The following is a 17,994-nucleotide window of genomic DNA, read 5'->3' on the forward strand; positions in this document are numbered from 1 at the left end:
CAGGTTTAGTCAATGGCGATAACGGTCTGGTAATCAATGCTAACAAAGATGGCGCGATTACGGAAGGCAGCGTAAGCGACGTTAAGAAGACCAATAATGTAGGCAGCTACGAATGGAATGGTACTGCCAGCGGTGTAGATAACCTGAATACAAACTACGATGTGCAGATTAACGCAGGCAAGTCCGACGTAACGAAGGCCAACCTCGTAGTAAATCTGAACGACATCACCCGCGTTTACGGTAATCTTGATGCTAAGGACTACAGCAAAGCATATACCTTTGGTGCAAATGCAGGCTTAGTCAATGGCGATAGCGGTCTGGTAATCAACGCTGACAAAGATGGCGCAATTACCGGCGGTACTCTCACCAACGTAGAGAAGACCAACAACGTAGGTAACTACGAATGGAATGGTACTGCCAGCGGTGTAGATAACCTGAACACTAACTACGATGTAACAGTTAACGCAGGTAAGTCTGACGTAACAAAGGCTAACCTCGTAGTAAATCTGAACGATATTACCCGCGTTTACGGTAATCTTGATGCTAAGGACTACAGCAAAGCATTTACCTTTGGTGCAAATGCAGGCTTAGTCAATGGTGATAGCGGTCTGGTAATCAACGCTGACAAAGATGGTGCAATTGCCGGCGGTACTCTCACCAACGTAGAGAAGACCAACAACGTAGGCAGCTACGAGTGGAATGGTACTGCCAGCGGTGTAGATAACCTGAACACTAACTACGATGTAACAGTTAACGCAGGCAAGTCCGACGTAACGAAGGCTAACCTCGTAGTAAATCTGAACGATATCACCCGCGTTTACGGTAATCTTGATGCTAAGGACTACAGCAAAGCATATACCTTTGGTAACAATGCAGGCTTAGTCAATGGCGATAACGGTCTGGTAATCAATGCTAACAAAGATGGCGCAATTACGGAAGGCAGCGTAAGTGACGTTAAGAAAACCAACAACGTAGGCAGCTACGAATGGAATGGTACTGCCAGCGGTGTAGAGAACCTGAACACTAACTACGATGTAACAGTTAACGCAGGCAAGTCTGACGTAACGAAGGCTAAGCTGACCTTTGTAGTAGATGACAAAACCATTACCCAAGGCGTACCGGCAAAATACACCGGCAAAGCCAACGGCCTGACCAATGGCGACACCTTGGCTGGTATCGGCGTAGGCGGTTATGAACTGGACAGCTCGGTAAATCCGTTAATCGTTGGCGTTTACGAAGACAAAATCGGCGTCCTGATTAATGGCAGCTTGCATCTGACAGGTGGCGACGGCCTGCTCAAAAACTACAAAGTGGAAATTGACCCGGGTACCCTGACCGTTTTGGCAAGCTTTAATCCGGCAGACGATTACTGGTTCGGCACTGCTCCCTGGGATAAGGAACGCAACCTGCGTGAGCGCAAGGCTGAATTCCATTATGTAGCTGGCGGTATGAGCCTCTAAGTAAAATTAAATATTGACGGTTAAAGCACTTTTATGGATTGTACAATCCTGATAGAAGCGCAGCTAAAGCAAAACCCCGGCATTTGCCGCATCGTAAACGATGCGTCTGTGCCGGGGCTTTTGTCAGGACGTTTTGCTGCAGCATTACCTGAAGTAAAGTAAAGCTTAATGTAAGCACTCTTTTTTTGCAAGTTAACTAGAAAAACACAGCTTTTTTCAAAAAAATGTGCTACAATATATTTACGAAAAACGAAGGGAGTGTTTCGTATGTCTGAAGTATCTCAAGAAACTATGATGTTCAAACGTGAGCCGGAAAAGCTGAACGTTGCCGAAACTATAAAAGAAGTATATGCTGCCCTGGAAAAGAAGGGCTATAACCCTGTGGACCAATTAGCAGGCTACCTGCTGAGCGGTGACCCCACTTATATCACCAGCTTTGAGGACGCACGCACCAAGCTGCGCCGTCACGAGCGCTATGAGCTGATTGAAGAGCTGGTAAAGAATTATCTGCAGCAGATTAACAAGTAAAAGGAGAACGTAACTTAATGCGTAAAATGTCCCTTGATGTAGGAACAAGAACTATCGGTATCGCTGTGAGCGATTTGCTGGGTATGATTGCCAACGGCGTGGAAACCATCCACCGTACTACGGAAGAACGCGACTACGCCCGCATTGCCGAGCTGATTGCCGAGCATGAGGTTGATACCTTGGTTGTAGGCTATCCTAAAAACATGAACGGCACTATCGGCGAACGCGCGCAGGCCTGTGAAGCAATGGCCGAAAAGCTTCGCACCATGTTCCCGAAGGTGCAGGTTGTGCTGTGGGATGAACGCCTGAGCACAGTGGCTGCCGAAAAGGTGCTGGTTGATGCGGACTTGCGCCGTAAAAAGCGTAAGAAGGTTATTGATATGATGGCGGCAGTTGTTATTCTGCAAAATTATCTGGACAGCAAGAGCTTTAAAATTTGACAGATAGCGTTACCTATTATACAATATGTTTAGATTAAAATTGAGCTTTTCATTTATTGAGCTATGACGAAAGAGGTGCCTTTATGGAAAAAGACATTAGAGATGAAGAATTAGCAGCTATGCAGGCTGAAGGTGAAGAAGAAGTTATCTGCGTTGTTCTGACTGACGAGCAAGGCAACGAGCATGAGTTCTATCAGGATATGGTTATCACTGTTGATGACAAACAATTCGCAGTACTGGTTCCGATGGAAGACTGCTGCTGCGAGGATGACGACTGCGATTGCCACGAGCATGACGAAGAAGAAGATACCTGCGTTATCGCACGCATGGACTTTGACGAAAACGGCGAAGCTGTTTACACCGCTCCGACTGACGAAGAATACGAAGCAGTTGCTGCTAAGTATGACGAAATGTTTGAGGACGAGGAGTAATTCACAGTCAATAATTTTACCGGACTTCGGTCCGGTATTTTTATGCGATGTGACGATGTTTTCTGATGGATATAGAAAAGCTGAAAAAGCTGGTACGCGACAATCCGGTGCAGGCTGCAGCAGGTGCTTTGGCGGTGCTGCTGGTTGCCGGCGTGGTAGCATTTACGATTTATCTTAACGGACAGGGCAATAATAAGGGCTTTGCCGTAGAAGGCTCACGTCTTATTGTTGTCAAGGACGGCATGACTACGGCGGATATCGCCGAGCTGCTGCATGAAAAGAAGCTGGTAAAAAATCCCGCTGCCTTTAAAATGGAGGCGCGCTGGAAGGGACTAGCAACTAAGCTGCAGGCAGGTGCCTACCAGATTGACGGTGGCATGAGCAATCAGCAGATTGTTGATGTTATGGTTAAGGGACGCATCAAGCAGGTGCGCTTTACCGTACCGGAAGGCTATAGCGTGGTGAAAACTGCGAAGAAGCTGGAGGCCGAAGGGCTTGGCAGTGCTGACAAGTTCATGGCGGCGGCGAAGGATTATGCGCCTTATCCGTATATGCAGACCGATGACAGCAATGTGCTGTTTAAGGCAGAGGGCTTTATCTACCCGGCAACCTATGATTTCCCGGTGGGAATCAGCGAGCAGGAAATGCTCAAAATGATGGTTGCACAGTTTGATAAGGAAATGCAGAGCAGCGGCATTGCCAAAACTGTGGCAGAACGTAATCTGCCACTGCGTGATGTAGTAAATATGGCTGCAATGGTGGAGCTGGAGGCAGTTTTTGCCGAGGAGCAGCCGAAAATCGCCGGCGTTTTCCTCAAGCGTGTGGCTATCGGCATGCCGATTCAGTCGGATACGACGATTCAGTATCTTTTGGGAACGCAGAAGGAAGTAGTTACCTTTGCCGACACCAAAATCCAAAGTCCGTATAATACTTACCAAAATCCCGGTTTGCCTCCGGGACCGATTGGCAGTCCGGGACTGACCGCAATTAAGGCGGTGCTGCAGCCGGAGCAGACAGATTATCTGTACTTTGTTGCGGAAAAGGACGGACACCATCGCTTTACCAAAACCTATGCCGAGCATCTGAAGGCGATTGAGGAAATAGGTTAACAACAGGTTATTACATATTTTTGCGCTGTCAGTGTGGCGGAGCAGAGAAGTGTTTTAAGGAGATTTAATGAGCAGAAACTTAGTTAAACCCGAATTACTGGCTCCTGCCGGTAATATGGAAAAAGGAAAAATGGCCCTGCTGTATGGTGCTGATGCTATTTATCTGGGCGGCAAGCTGTTCGGTCTGCGTGCCTTTGCCAACAATTTCTCTTTAGAGGAAATTGCGGAGATGGCAGAGTATGCGCACAGCCTCGGCAAAAAGGTTTATGTAACGGTAAATATTTTTGCACATAACGAGGATATCGACAGACTGCCGGATTATCTGCGCGGTCTGCAGCAGGCCAAGGTTGACGCACTGCTGATCAGTGATTTGGGCGTATGGAGCACTGCCCGCCGGGTTGTGCCTGATATGCCGCTGCACGTGAGCACGCAGGCTAATACCACCAACTATGCCACGGTGCAGGCGTGGGAGCAGCTGGGCGCTGAACGCGTGGTGCTGGCACGCGAGCTGTCCTTGGCAGAAATCAGCAAAATCAGTGAAAAAACTTCGGTAGAGCTGGAAACCTTCGTGCATGGCGCGATGTGCATTTCCTACAGCGGACGCTGCCTTTTGAGCGCCTATCTGACTGGGCGCGACGGCAACCGCGGTGCCTGCACTCAGGCCTGCCGTTGGGAATATAATATGTATAAGCTGGGTGAGCAAAAGCGCCCAGGTGAATACTTCGACCTCGAAGAGGACGAGCGCGGTACCTATGTGATGAACTCCAAGGACCTGTGCCTGATTGAATATCTGCCGGAGCTGATGCGCGCCGGTGTGTGCAGCCTGAAGATTGAAGGCCGCATGAAGAGCGTGCATTATGTGGCAACGGTAGTCAGCGTTTACCGCAAGGCTATCGACCAATGCTGGGCAGACATGGAGCATTACAGCGTGCCGGAGGCGTGGATTACCGAGCTGAACAAGGTTTCCCACCGCCAGTACACCACAGGCTTTGCTGTGGCCAAGCCTGACAGAAATGCGCAGGTTTACACCAGCTCGAAGTATGAGCAGACACATGATTTTGCCGGTATCGTTATAGGCTACGATGCCGAGAAAAAGCGCGCTTATTTTGAGCAGCGCAATAATGTAAAGGCAGGCGAGCCGCTGGAGCTTTTGATGCCTGACGGCAACACGATGCCCTTTGTTTTGACAGAAATGCTGGATGAAGCAGGTACGCCGATTGACTGCGCACCGCATGCACAGCAGAAATTTTCCGCAGCCAGCGATAAGCCGTTGCTGCAATTCAGCTTATTACGCAGAAAGGTTGTAAAAGAATGAGTGACAATGACCCCGGACCCCACAGTATGATCTACGCGCAGGTTGAGCCTGAGCGTATTGCAGATGTTAACTGGATTATGGAAGGCTATGAGCATCTGGCCATGGTGAGCACCGTAGACGGCACCAGCGGACTGATTAAGTTTTATGCTACGCCGGATACGTATTTTGATACATTGGATATTATTGAGAATATGCCGTTTAAGGTAGATGTAATCGATAATATGGAAAACGGAGTGTATCACAGACTTTGGCAGATTTAAACTGCAGGGAAAGGACTGCCGCAGGCAGCTTTCGTTTTTTCTACAATCGCATATCGTAAATAGTACAAGGCTGAGAGCTTGCTCTCAGCCTTTTTTGCATGCTTCGCAACTAATTTACGCCTGTTAAATTTTTTACCTAAATTTAACAGGAAAAAATTCGGCTTTGCGTATATAATAATGCATAAGAGTATTGATTGGTGGTGTTTTGCATGATTTTCTGCGTGGAGGATGAACAAAATATTTGCGAGCTGGAGGTTTACACTCTGCAGTCCGTAGGCATGGAGGCACAGGGCTGCGGCAGCGGCCGAGAGCTTTTCGTCTTGCTGGAAAAGCAGGTGCCTGAGCTGATTGTTTTAGATATTATGCTGCCGGATGAGGATGGCGTGAGCATATTAAGACGTTTGCGCGCTGATAAGCGCTATGCGAATATCCCTGTGATTATGGCTACGGCCAAGGGCTCGGAGTTCGATAAGGTCAAAGGACTGGACAGCGGTGCCGATGACTATATCGCCAAGCCCTTCGGTATGCTGGAGATGGTGGCGCGCATCAAGGCTGTGCTGCGCCGCTGCGCAGCACCATGCCCCGGTGAGGATGAGAAAGAAATCATCCGCATCGGTCGGCTGGAGGTCAACCAAATGGAGCATAAGGTGAGCGTAGGCGGCAGTGAGGTTGTACTGACGCTGAAGGAATACGAGCTGCTGCGTAAGTTTTTGCAGCATCCGGGCATTGTTTTTTCACGTGATAAGCTGCTTAATGATATCTGGGGCTATGAATTCAGCGGTGAAACACGTACCGTTGATGTACATATCCGTACTCTGCGCCAAAAGCTGGGCGATGCAGGCGAGCTGATTGAAACTATCCGTGGCGTTGGCTACAGAATGGCGGCCGTAAAATGAAGCAGAGGCTTTTTCGCAGCATACTGCTGCTGACAGGGGCAGCGGTAGGCCTTGTTTTGCTGCTCTTCTTCTGGGTTTCCTGCCAATATATTACGCAGGACAGCTTCGCCAGCCTCAAGCGTGAGGCTAATCTGCTGATCGTGGCCGACGGCGAGGGTAATGTGCCGGTGAGCGAGCTGCAGCGCTTGCAGCTTGCCGACCGCGTAACGCTGATTGCACCTGATGGTCACGCCGTGTATGACAATTATGCTGATGCCGAATCTATGGAGAACCATCTGCAGCGCGAGGAGGTGCAGGAGGCGCTGAAAGGCGGTGAGGGTCGCAGCCAGCGTGCGTCCGAAACCTTGGGCAAAAACATTCTGTACTATGCCGTGCGTCTGCCGGACGGCAATGTGCTGCGCCTGTCGCGCACGAATGATGCCGTTTTTCAACAGTATAAAATAATTCTTGGTTACTTTGTGCTGCTGGCACTGGCAGTTTTGTGCGGTGCCTTTTGGGCAGCCAAAACAATTACCGCCAGAATACTGCAGCCCTTGGAAAAGCTCAATCTGGAGCAGCCTGATTCGGAAGCTGTAGTTTATCCTGAGCTAAAGCCGATTGTGGAATATTTTGAGCTGCAGCAGGAAAAGCTGCAGAAGGAAATGCGCCGCTATAAAAATAAAAAGCAGGAGCTGAAGGCCGTAACCAATAATATGGATGAAGGCATGATGTTCCTCAATCCGGTATGGGAAATCGAATCAGTCAATAAAAGCGTGATGAAATTTTTCGGCAAGGAAAAACAGGAGCTTTTGGGCAAGAGCTTTTACATGATTGATGACAGCGACGAAATTCGGGAGTTCTTTGCCAAGATTGAGCAGGAGGGCAAGGGACGCATTGTAATCAACCGCGGCAGCAGCTATTATCAGCTCAACGGCAGCAGAATCACCGATAAGGGCTTTGTACTGCTGATTATGGATGTAACGGAACGCACGGCCTCGGAGAAAATCCGCCGTGAGTTTTCGGCTAATGTTTCGCATGAGCTGAAGACGCCGCTGCAATCGGTATTGGGCTATTCGGAAATCATGCTCAGCGGCCTGGTGAAGCCGGAGGATACCAAGCGCTTTCTGCAGAAAATCAATGACGAGGCACACAATCTGCTGCGTCTGATTGATGATATCATGCAGCTGTCGAAGCTTGATGAGTTGACGCATGATATGATGGAGGAATTTACCCTGCAGGATGTGGCACAGAGTGCGCTGGCACGATTGAAGGACAAGGCAGGCAGATTGCAGGTCAATCTGCAGCTTATCGATAACACCAATGGCAGCAGTAAGCTGTTGGGTATTTCTTCGCTGATGGAGGAGATTTTCTTTAATCTGCTGGATAATGGCCTGAAATATAATCATCCCGGCGGTGAGGTGACGCTGCGCCTGAGTGAAGGTGAAAATAAATATACCGTCAGTGTTGCCGATACCGGCATGGGCATTGCCGGTAACGAGCTGCCGCATATTTTTGAACGCTTTTACCGCGTCGACCGCAGCCGTCATAAAGCGATTGAGGGCACGGGCTTAGGCCTTTCCATCGTCAAGCATGGCGTCAGCTTCCATGGCGGCAGTATCCGTGTGTTGAGCACAGTGGGACATGGGACGGAGTTCATTATGAAGTTCCCTAAGCCGAAGTATGAGGCTGAAAAATAAGCGCCTTCTTCATGTATACAACACAGAACTTCAAAGATGTGATACAATAAGAGCAGTACTATGAGTGCTGCTCTTAATTTATTTTGAAGGAGGACGCAGATATGCGAGTTGTTTTAACTATCGTAGGTAAGGATAAGGTAGGTATTACCGCTAAAGTCAGCAACGCTTTAGCAGAAATGAATATTAACATTATCAACATCAATCAAAACATTATGCAAGGCTTTTTCAATATGGTGCTGATTGCTGATATGGCAGAGGCTAACGTGCCCATTGCCGACGCACGTGACAAAATGGCTGCGCTGGGCGAAGAAATCGGCGTAGAAATCCGTCTGCAGAGCGAAGAGATTTTCAGCGCAATGCATCGTATATAGGAGGCTGTCATGTTATTTAATACTGACGATATTTTAGAAACTACGCGCATGATTACCCAAAATAAGCTGGACGTGCGTACTATCACCATGGGCATCAGCCTGCGTGATTGCGGTCATCCGGATATTAAGGTAACAGCGCAAAAGATTTATGATAAGATTTGCCGTAAGGCAGAGCATCTGGTAAAAACCGGTGAGGATATCGAGGTTGAGCTGGGCGTGCCCATCATCAACAAGCGTATTTCCGTAACGCCGATTTCCATGGTTGGTGAAAGCTGTGACAGCAACGATTATGTACCGCTGGCACAAGCTTTGGACAACGCAGGCAAGCAGGTTGGCGTTAACTTCATCGGCGGTTTTTCTGCCCTCGTTGACAAGGGCTACACCAAGGGCGACCGCAATCTGATTGCTTCCATTCCGGAAGCACTGGCAGTTACTGATATTGTCTGCTCCTCTGTAAGCGTCGGTTCTACCAAATGCGGTATCAACATGGACGCTGTAAAACAGATGGGCGAGGTTGTGAAGGCTGCTGCCGAGCGTACTGCCGACCGTGATGCAATCGGCTGCGCTAAGCTGGTTGTATTCTGCAACGCTGTGCCTGATAACCCGTTCATGGCAGGTGCTTTCCACGGCGTAACCGAGCCGGAAAGCGTTATCAATGTTGGTGTCAGCGGACCGGGCGTTGTTAAATACGCATTGGAGCAGGTGCGTGACGGCGACATAGGTATGGTTGCCGAAACGATTAAAAAGACTGCCTTCAAGATTACCCGCGTCGGCCAGCTGGTAGCGCAGGAGGCTGCACGCCGTCTGAATACCCAGTTCGGCATTATCGATCTGTCCTTGGCTCCGACTCCGGCAATCGGCGACAGTGTTGCGCATATTCTGGAGGAAATCGGTCTGGAAAGCTGCGGCGGCCACGGCACTACCGCTACCCTGGCTATGCTGAACGACGCAGTTAAAAAGGGCGGCCTGATGGCTTCCAGCTATGTTGGTGGCCTGAGTGGTGCCTTCATTCCTGTAAGTGAGGATGCAGGCATGATTGCTGCGGTAGAACGCGGCGCTCTGTCTTTGGAAAAACTGGAGGCTATGACCTGCGTATGCTCTGTAGGTTTGGATATGATTGCTATTCCGGGAGATACCACGGCAGCCACTATTTCCGCAATTATTGCCGATGAGGCTGCTATCGGTATGATTAACAATAAAACTACTGCAGTACGTCTGATTCCTGTTCCGGGCAAGGACGTAGGCGACCGTGTTGAATTCGGCGGTCTGCTTGGTTATGCGCCTGTTCTGGGCGTGAAGAAATTCAGCGCTGAAAAGTTCATCAACCGCGGTGGACGTATTCCTGCACCGGTAAGGAGCCTGACCAACTGATGCGCAAGGCTCAAAGAGAAGCTATTCTGGCTAAGCTGGAGGAAACCTACAAGGGCAGCAAGACGGCGCTGAATTATAATTCACCGTTTGAGCTTTTGGTAGCTGTAATTCTTTCGGCCCAATGTACGGATGAACGCGTAAATGTGATTACGGCGCGTATGTTTCCGCGTCTGAACACGCCGGAAAAAATGGGTGCTCTGACGCAGGAGGAAATGGAAGCGGAAATCCGCGACTGCGGTCTGTACCACGCTAAGGCCAAAAACCTGCTGGGAATGTGCCATATGCTGACGGAGCGCTTTAACAGCGTGATTCCGGATGACATCAAAACGCTGATGGAATTGCCGGGTGTGGGGCAGAAAACGGCAAACGTTATTGCCAGTATCATCTATAATATTCCGGCGCTGGCAGTAGATACGCATGTTTTCCGTGTGTCGCACCGTCTGGGGCTGGCGAAGGGCAAGGACCCGCTGGCTACGGAAAAGGAGCTGGAAAAAATTATTCCGCGTGAAAAGTGGAGTGACGCGCACCACTGGTTTATCTGGCACGGGCGCAAAATCTGCAAGGCACGCAAGCCGCTGTGCCGTGGCTGTGTGGTCGTAGAGGAATGCCCGTTCAAAGAGAAAAACTTTGAGTAAGGCTTCGTCTGTAAGGCTATTGCTAAACGTGTAAGCGTTTACATTAAGTGCTTGCGGTAGAAGTGCTGACATAAGTTATAAGTAAAAAGCGAAGCAAAAAAATTGGCCTGCAACCCGTGAGGGTGGCAGGCCTTTTTGCGGTGCGCAGATTTGCTTTCCTTGTGTCCGCAGAAGATGGACTTTTTCGAGCATTTTTGCACTGTCTTTTTATGACGCACACGGTTAGCAATGGCTTTGCCTTGCTATGAGTGCAGTTCACGTTTTTGTCAAGAAATTGTCTACTGTGACAAAAATCTTTTACATTCTATTCTTTGTAATAATTATTAAAGTATAAAATATATAAAAGAGAAAATTCCAACAACTATGATTAATGCGTAAAAGTGACGAATGAAAAATTGTGTATGAATATTTTGTTATTTAGTGTCTTTATAAAGAATACGAAAGTTTGACGTACGGAGACGAAAAGAGTACAATTAAAGCAGGTAAAGGAGACGAACTGCTAAATTTTCAAGGCCTTGAATTTTAGTACCACCTTATCTGAGTTATATTTGGTTAATGAAATGCTTTGTAACGAGGATTAAGCTTGCGTCACTGTGGCGCGGCGTGGAAAAGGGGGATTGAAAATGAAAAAGACTAGAAAGCAAACTGCTTTGGCAAAGTGCGTACTGGCGACAATTATGGCAATGGGCATGATGGGTTACACTACTGTGTGGGCCGAAGATACTGTTACGCCGTCTCCGATTGATAAGTCTGTTTCCAAAGACGCTGCAGGACAGATTTATGATGCTTCCCATAATTATTACCAGGGTTACTTCTGGACGGATTTAGGACATGCGCAGGTACAGATTGGCTCCGGTGAGAAGATTGAATTGTTTACACCCTTTATTTATCATACCAATACCAGTGTATGGGATTCGACAAGTAATAGCTATAATCCTGTGCATGAGGGCGACAATTCCGAAATGAAGTGCAAAGAGTCTATGAGCAGAATTACTGTAGGCGAATTTGACAGAATTATCAAATCTCTCTATACAAATGATATCACTATGGCGAAAACTATCTATGGTGAAGGAGACCAGGCAGGCCTAAAGGATAAGGTTATTAAAGAGGTAAAGGCAACTCCAGGGCAGGGCGCAACAGTTAATACCTATAAATTGGTACGCGAAAATGGTACAGATGTTGCAGTCGGTATTGTTGATACTGATACCAAAGTTGTTGATAATAAATTGACCTTTGCAAATGGCACATTGACTTCCGAGATTACTGATAATACCGGTGGAACCTTTGCAAGCTCTGTAAACGGCATCGCTTCCCAGGAGTGGGTAACCAATCAGCTGAATGGCATTGGCGGTACTGATACGGTTACTACAGCAGAATCCGGTCATGCGATCATTACCGTTGTCGATGCTAACGAGGCTCTTCCTACTGATAATAAACATCACGTAATTGGCATCAACGAGGATGCTTTGAGGGGATTTATTCAGGATGCAGCGGCAGCGCAGGACACCAACACAACTAACACCAGCATGGAAGGAAACCTGGATGAATATGGCAAGCTGACGGTAAGGGTTAATGATTCCGATAGTAAGAGCGTAGAGGCAAGCATTGAAGGGGTAGCATCTCGCAGCTGGGTAACTAATCAGTTGGAAAATGTTGCTGACACCAACACCATTACTACAGTAGCTGTTAATACCAATATCCTGACGATTGAAGATAAAGGTGTAGACGGCAATCATGCATATGAGCTTGGCATTAATAGCGAGCAGTTGGGCGATTTTGTTAAGCAGTATGATACCAACACTATTACTACCGTTGGAGCTGACGAGAATGGTTATGTAACTGTTACTGAAGCGCCTGATCCGAACCAGAGCGGCAACCATGCTTACACTGTATCTTTTAATGAGCAAAAGCTGATTCAGACCATTGAAGATCAGGACAGATACGTTAACGGCGGCAGCATTGGCGAAGACGGCAGCATTACTCTCAATGTTCACAACGGCAGAGACGTTACTCTGGAAGGCCAGATGAAGGATGCACGGCTGACTGATATTGAAAGAGATAAGGAAGCCGGAACTGCTACATTAGTAGTAAAGGATCGCTATAATCCTGAAGAAGTAAACAGACTGACGATTGATGATATCGCCAGCAAGGAACAAAATGATAGGGACCATGCCGAATTCAGAGAGCATTTTAATGAACTCGATTATCGTGTTGATAACCTCGGTAGCCGCGTTGACAAGGTTGGCGCCGGTGCCGCCGCTCTCGCAGCGCTGCACCCGATGGATTTCGATCCCGATGACAAGCTGACCTTTGCTGCAGGCTACGGGAACTACAAGGGCAGAAACGCTGCTGCGGTAGGCGCGTTCTACCGTCCGGATGAAAAGGTTATGCTGAGCGTAGGCGGAACCTTCGGCAACGGCGAGAACATGGTAAATGCAGGTATTTCCTTCTCCCTGGACCGTACCGCACGCGTAAGCAATTCCCGTACAGCGATGGCTAAGGAAATCGTGGACCTGAGAGCGAATGTAGCTAACCTCACCGCATTGGTAGGTCAGTTGACCGCAGGCATGGGCGGCACGATTGAGATGGACAGAATGAAGCTCTTCCCGGATGTTCCCGAAAACCACTGGGCTTACGAATACATCGGCCGTCTGGCGGCAGCAGGCATCGTTGAGGGTTATCCTGACGGTATGTTCAACGGCAATCGCATGATGAGCCGTTACGAATTCGCAGCAATGCTGTACAGAGCGCTTGAAAAAGGCGTGAAGCTGGATCACAAGCTGGTTCGCGAATTTGAGCCTGAAATGGGCCGCATCCATGTTGCCCGTATTTCCGGTGCGGATGGCGACAGAGGCAAGATTGAACGTGTACGCGTATACGGCGGCGACAATCGTGACCACTACGGCAGCAAGCTGAATTGAAAATGCAGGCAACTGCATAGTTTAAACCTTAAATAAACACTCCCTTTTCTATAATTAAAAGAGGAGAACACCCAGTCCTTTACAGGATAAAAGGTGTTCTCCTCTTACTTTTGTTTTACACAGTGTTTTGCTTAATCCCAGCGCTTGAGCATGTCCTCAATAATTTCCTTATTGGTTTTGCGGCGCTTCTTCTCGTAGTTACGGAAGTTGTTGTCTCTGTGGTCGGTGGAGTAGTCGGCGTAGTCGAAGTCATCGTCGCTGCGTTCGTAGCTGCGGTTGTAGTCGCCGTGGCCATCGTCCAGGGAGAGGGGGATTTGCTGTGTGTAGGTATAGGGTTGTGTGTACATGATTGACCTCATAGACGTTGGAAGAAAGGGCGTCGCAATTAATATATCCTTACGCTTGGCTTTAGAGAGAGCCTCTCCTTGGGGAGAGGTGGCATCGCGAAGCGATGACGGAGAGGGGAAATAAATCTAATGTTATTTTGCAATTATAAAGAATGCAGACCCCTCTCAGTCGCCCTGCGGTCGACAGCTCCCCCCTAGGGGAGCCTTTTAGTGTCGCTTTACGCTAACGTACAAAACCGCAAGCGTTGGTCGGATTTTAGTATAGGTAGTAATGAAAAAGAAAAAAGTTAAGAGAGCCTCTCCTTGGGGAGAGGTGGCATCGCAAAGCGATGACGGAGAGGGGAAATGACCAACATAAGGCTAGTCGTAAGAGTAGAAACAGCAGACCCCTCTCAGTCGCCCTGGCGGGCACCAGCTCCCCCCTAGGGGAGCCTTCTCTTGCCCTATTGGTAATGCATCTTGCCTCTCTAATGAAGACATTGCAGTTTGCGAGTCGTGTTCTTCTTCCAATTTTCTATTACATATAATTATGCTCTTTTACATGGTCAGAGTGCAGCAGCTGCTCTGCCTTCTCGCTCAGCGGTTTTTCCAGGAAGTCCTTATAGAGCTCCTGTACATCCGGATTGTTGTGGGACTGGTGCAGAGGACGGTTGCTGTCGATGGTATAGAGCTTATTGCCAAGTACGTCGGCACGCTCTTCCCCGTCGTGAATCGGCTGACCGCCGCCGCCAACGCAGCCGCCGGGGCAGGCCATAACTTCCACGAAGTCATAATGAACCTTGCCTGCTTTGAGCTCGTCGAGCAGCTTGCCTGCATTGCCCAGACCGCTTACGGTACAGGTGCGCAGTGTTGCGCCGCCAAGGGTGAATTCACGTACCTTGCGGCCTTCCGTACCGCGAACGTCGGTGAAAGCATCCTCAGGAGCTTCCTTGCCTTCGATTACATGGTAAGCAGTACGCAGTGCTGCCTCCATTACGCCGCCGCTGGCACCGAAGATAACTGCGGCGCCGGTGCTCTGGCCCAGCGGATTATCAAAGGGCAGTTCACCCAGCATTGCCGGGTTGATGTGCTCGGCACGCAGCAGGCGGATAAGCTCGCGCGTGGTGAGTACGATATCTACATCATGGGTGCCGCTGCTGCGCATAGAGAAGAGAGCGGCCTCGCGTTTTTTAGAAACGCAGGGCATGATGGAAATAGAGCAGATTTCCTTTGGCTTCAGGCCCTTCTTCTGTGCAAAATAGGATTTTGCCAGCGCACCGAAAATCTGTTGCGGAGATTTGGTGGTGGAAAGGTTAGGCACGAAGTACGGGTGAGTTTTGTTGACATAGCTTACCCAGCCGGGGCAGCAGGAGGTGAACATCGGCCAGCTGTGGTCCTGCGGATTTTGCAGATGCTCTAATAGCTCGCTTGCTTCCTCCATGATGGTAACGTCGGCAGCGTAGCAGGTGTCGAAAACATAATCGAAGCCGATTTTCTTCAGTGCTGCTACCATGCGGCCTTCGGTTGCCAGCTCGGGCGGCAGGTTGAAGGCTTCGGCCCAGGCGGTGCGTACTGCAGGCGCAACCTGCACTACAGTTACCTTGCTGGTGTCAGCCAGTACGTCATAAATTTTGGGAACGTCGTTACGCTCCTTCAGCGCGCCAACGGGGCAGTGGGTGATACACTGACCGCAGAGGCTGCAGTCACTGTCCTCAATGGAAACATTGCCGGCAACGTCTACGGTAGTACGGGCACCGGTATTCTGCACATCCCAGATATGCAGCTTTTGCACCTTGTCACAAATCTGGACGCAGCGCATGCATTTGATGCATTTTTTGGAATCGCGGATGAGCGGGAACTCCTGGTTCCAGGGAGTGTCGACAACATCGCGCTCATAGGGAATATCGTAAATGCCAAGGTCATTGGCCAAAGTCTGCAGGCTGCAGTTGCCGCTGCGTACGCAGGTTGCGCACATGCAGTCATGCTGGGATAAAATCAGCTCCACGTTGGTGCGGCGGATGCTGCGGGCCTTAGGGGAGTTGGTATAAACTACCAGACCTTCCTGTACCGGAGTGGTGCAGGCGGTAACTACACGGTTCTGTCCCTGAATTTCAACTACGCAGACCTTGCAGGCACTGATTTCGTTGATGCCTTTAAGATAACACAGGCGGGGGATTTCGATGCCGACGGTGGCAGCAGCCTGCATGATTGTTGTCCCTTGGGGAACGGAAACTTTTTGTCCGTCGATTGTGAGGTTTACCATTTTAAGGTTCTGCCTCCTTTCAGTGTGCTGAAGCCGAATTTGTCGCAGCGCAGGCAGCGTCCTGCTTCCTGGCAGGCCTCCTGCTTGGTCATGCCGCATTCAATAGGCTCAAAGGTATGCTTGCGTTCGCCTGCTTCGGTTTCGTGCATCTGGATACGGCCGCAGGGACGTTTATCGTCAATAGACGGGTCGGGAATAACTACATCACAGGAAATGGTGTGGTTATAGCCCAAATATTCATCAATATTAGCGGCAGCAACCTTACCGGCAGCAATAGCACGGATTACGGTTGCAGGACCGGTTACGCAGTCGCCGCCGGCGAAGACGCCTTCATTGTTGGCAAGCTCACTGCTGGAGAGTGCGGAAATAGTACCGCGTTTGATTTTGATGCCGGCCTCCTCGAACGGACGCAGCTCAATGCCTTGGCCGATAGCTACAACGATAACGTCGCAGGGAATGCGCTCCAGCTCTACGTCAGCGTGAATCGGACGTGCACGTCCCCAGGCATCGATAGGACCGATGATTTGCGGCTCAGCCCAGAGAGCGGCCACATTACCTTCGGCATCCGCCTCAATGTGGTGCGGAGCCTTCAGGCCGTACAGCTCAGCGCCCTCGGCAATAGCACCTTCGATTTCCTCGGGCAGCGCTGTCATATCGTCCTGACGACGGCGGTAGGCGATGATAACCTTCTTGGCACCGAGACGGATGGAGCTGCGGGTGCAGTCCATAGCAACGTTGCCGCCGCCAATAACGACAACGGTTTTATCCTTAAAGTCAGGCATTTTTTCTTCGCCGATGTTGCGCAGCATTTCTACCGCACTGATAACACCGTGGGAATTCTCGCCTTCAATACCGATTTTCTTGTCAGTGTGGGCACCGATGGCAATGTAAACTGCGTCAAATTCCTCACGCAGCTTTTCGAAGGGGATATCGCCCTCCTCGTTGCCGATTCTGGTGTTGCGATGTACCTCTACGCCGGTGGACAAAATAGCGTCCAGGTCCTCCTGCAGACGTTCGCGCGGGAAGCGGTAAGCAGGAATGCCGTAGCGCAGCATGCCGCCGAGCTTGCTCTTTTCTTCGAACACAACAGCATGGTGTCCCATCAGCTCCAGGTAGTAGGCTGCGGACATACCGCTGGGGCCGCCGCCGATGATGGCGATACGTTTGTTGGTAGCAGGCTGTTTTTCGGGCAGCGGCACAGTGTTGCTGGGCGCATTGTCAACAGCCATACGCTTCAGGCCGCGGATATTGATAGGAGCATCAATCATGCTGCGGCGGCAGCGTGCTTCGCAGGGATGCTCGCAGATAAGACCGCACGCAGTAGGGAAGGGGTTATCCTTGCGGATGAGCTTGACAGCGTCGGCATAACGGCCTGCGCCAACCAGCGCAATGTAGCCGGGGATATCAACCTGTGCCGGGCACAAAGCTACGCAGGGGATAGAATGATGGACGTTGACAGAGCATTTGCCCTTCTTTATGTGGTTAATGTAATCTTCGCGGAAGCCTTCCAGACCGGCCAAAACCATTTTGGCTGCTTCGAAGCCGATGGCGCAGTCAGCGCTGTTGGCAACGTTTTGCGCGGTGCTTTCGATTAAATCCAGAGTGTGCATGTCAGCCTTGCCGGCGAGCACGTCTTCCATGAGATTCTGCAGCTGCGCGAGACCTACACGGCAGGGTACGCATTTGCCACAGGTTTGTGCGTGGCAGACTTTGAGGAACGACAGCTGCAGATCAACAGGGCACAGTCCCGGGGGGCTGGCGATGATGTGTCGTTCCAGGTCCTTGTACAAGCGCTCGACCGTAAGCTGTGCCTGGTCGGGTGTTTCGATTCTTAAACGGCTCATAATTTTCCTCCAAAAAGCATACACTAAATATATAAAGGTATAAACTATATTATACAGAAAAAAGCTGATTTTCGCAATAATAAAGAAGATAGTTTTTATGTAACAATCTGAGCAGAAAGAGCTCGCAAGCGCTTTTCTGCCTGCTGCC

At 49.7% G+C, this 17,994-nt stretch carries 16 protein-coding genes and 1 pseudogene; 14 read left to right on the forward strand and 3 right to left on the reverse strand.

The annotated features are described in order from the left end of the window. From Q0612_RS08595 to Q0612_RS08660, 14 genes and pseudogenes are all read left to right on the forward strand, one after another. A pseudogene (locus Q0612_RS08595) lies at positions 1 to 1,460 on the forward strand (hypothetical protein); the annotation flags it as partial. 33 nt (positions 1,461 to 1,493) lie between these two features. Continuing rightward, entirely contained in the window at positions 1,494 to 1,622 is a 129-nt protein-coding gene (locus tag Q0612_RS08600) for a hypothetical protein (protein WP_298883445.1), read from the forward strand. Positions 1,623 to 1,727: 105 nt separating this feature from the next. Next, a complete protein-coding gene (locus Q0612_RS08605; RefSeq protein ID WP_009146301.1) occupies positions 1,728 to 1,988 on the forward strand; it encodes an IreB family regulatory phosphoprotein in 261 nt (86 codons plus the stop codon). Positions 1,989 to 2,005: 17 nt separating this feature from the next. Next, positions 2,006 to 2,428, forward strand: a complete 423-nt coding sequence (ruvX, locus tag Q0612_RS08610) for a Holliday junction resolvase RuvX (RefSeq protein WP_009146302.1) — start codon at positions 2,006 to 2,008, stop codon at positions 2,426 to 2,428. 83 nt (positions 2,429 to 2,511) lie between these two features. Continuing rightward, on the forward strand, positions 2,512 to 2,859 hold the full coding sequence (locus tag Q0612_RS08615; RefSeq protein ID WP_009146303.1) for a DUF1292 domain-containing protein: 348 nt from the start codon (positions 2,512 to 2,514) through the stop codon (positions 2,857 to 2,859). Between the two features lie 65 nt (positions 2,860 to 2,924). Continuing rightward, positions 2,925 to 3,968 (forward strand): endolytic transglycosylase MltG, encoded by a 1,044-nt coding sequence (gene mltG / locus Q0612_RS08620; RefSeq protein ID WP_298883449.1) that lies wholly within the window; start codon positions 2,925 to 2,927, stop codon positions 3,966 to 3,968. Between the two features lie 67 nt (positions 3,969 to 4,035). After that, positions 4,036 to 5,283, forward strand: coding sequence for a U32 family peptidase (locus tag Q0612_RS08625; RefSeq protein WP_298883450.1), 1,248 nt, complete (start codon positions 4,036 to 4,038; stop codon positions 5,281 to 5,283). Further along, positions 5,280 to 5,543 carry a DUF4911 domain-containing protein gene (locus Q0612_RS08630; RefSeq protein WP_009146306.1) on the forward strand — a complete coding sequence of 88 codons (264 nt, stop codon included), beginning with the start codon at positions 5,280 to 5,282 and terminating at the stop codon, positions 5,541 to 5,543. The genes Q0612_RS08625 and Q0612_RS08630 overlap by 4 nt, the downstream gene beginning before the upstream one ends. Positions 5,544 to 5,752: 209 nt before the next feature. Continuing rightward, positions 5,753 to 6,439, forward strand: coding sequence for a winged helix-turn-helix domain-containing protein (locus Q0612_RS08635; protein WP_021720077.1), 687 nt, complete (start codon positions 5,753 to 5,755; stop codon positions 6,437 to 6,439). Beyond that, the gene (locus Q0612_RS08640; protein WP_298883452.1) at positions 6,436 to 8,115 is read left to right on the forward strand and encodes an ATP-binding protein; all 1,680 of its coding nucleotides are present in this window, start codon (positions 6,436 to 6,438) and stop codon (positions 8,113 to 8,115) included. Before Q0612_RS08635 ends, Q0612_RS08640 begins: the two co-directional genes overlap by 4 nt. Before the next feature lie 101 nt (positions 8,116 to 8,216). Beyond that, complete coding sequence (locus Q0612_RS08645) at positions 8,217 to 8,486, forward strand: ACT domain-containing protein (protein WP_298883454.1); 270 nt, start codon at positions 8,217 to 8,219, stop codon at positions 8,484 to 8,486. Positions 8,487 to 8,495: 9 nt separating this feature from the next. Further along, on the forward strand, positions 8,496 to 9,857 hold the full coding sequence (locus tag Q0612_RS08650; protein WP_298883457.1) for a PFL family protein: 1,362 nt from the start codon (positions 8,496 to 8,498) through the stop codon (positions 9,855 to 9,857). Further along, complete coding sequence (gene nth, locus Q0612_RS08655) at positions 9,857 to 10,492, forward strand: endonuclease III (RefSeq protein ID WP_293809372.1); 636 nt, start codon at positions 9,857 to 9,859, stop codon at positions 10,490 to 10,492. The genes Q0612_RS08650 and nth overlap by 1 nt, the downstream gene beginning before the upstream one ends. Positions 10,493 to 11,115: 623 nt before the next feature. Beyond that, positions 11,116 to 13,413 (forward strand): YadA-like family protein, encoded by a 2,298-nt coding sequence (locus tag Q0612_RS08660; protein WP_298883463.1) that lies wholly within the window; start codon positions 11,116 to 11,118, stop codon positions 13,411 to 13,413. A 131-nt stretch (positions 13,414 to 13,544) separates the two neighbouring features. Here the strand turns inward: Q0612_RS08660 and Q0612_RS08665 are convergent, their stop codons facing one another. From Q0612_RS08665 to Q0612_RS08675, 3 genes are all read right to left on the reverse strand, one after another. After that, positions 13,545 to 13,760, reverse strand: coding sequence for a hypothetical protein (locus Q0612_RS08665; RefSeq protein ID WP_021719892.1), 216 nt, complete (start codon positions 13,758 to 13,760; stop codon positions 13,545 to 13,547). A 517-nt stretch (positions 13,761 to 14,277) separates the two neighbouring features. Continuing rightward, positions 14,278 to 16,002: a [FeFe] hydrogenase, group A gene (locus Q0612_RS08670; RefSeq protein ID WP_298883466.1), complete on the reverse strand. Its 1,725-nt coding sequence runs from the start codon at positions 16,000 to 16,002 to the stop codon at positions 14,278 to 14,280. Next, positions 15,996 to 17,846 carry an NAD(P)-binding protein gene (locus Q0612_RS08675; RefSeq protein WP_293725184.1) on the reverse strand — a complete coding sequence of 617 codons (1,851 nt, stop codon included), beginning with the start codon at positions 17,844 to 17,846 and terminating at the stop codon, positions 15,996 to 15,998. The genes Q0612_RS08670 and Q0612_RS08675 overlap by 7 nt, the downstream gene beginning before the upstream one ends. Positions 17,847 to 17,994 lie beyond the last annotated feature (148 nt).

The organism is uncultured Phascolarctobacterium sp. (assembly GCF_937920985.1).
In the GTDB taxonomy this organism is placed as follows: Bacteria; Bacillota; Negativicutes; order Acidaminococcales; family Acidaminococcaceae; genus Phascolarctobacterium_A.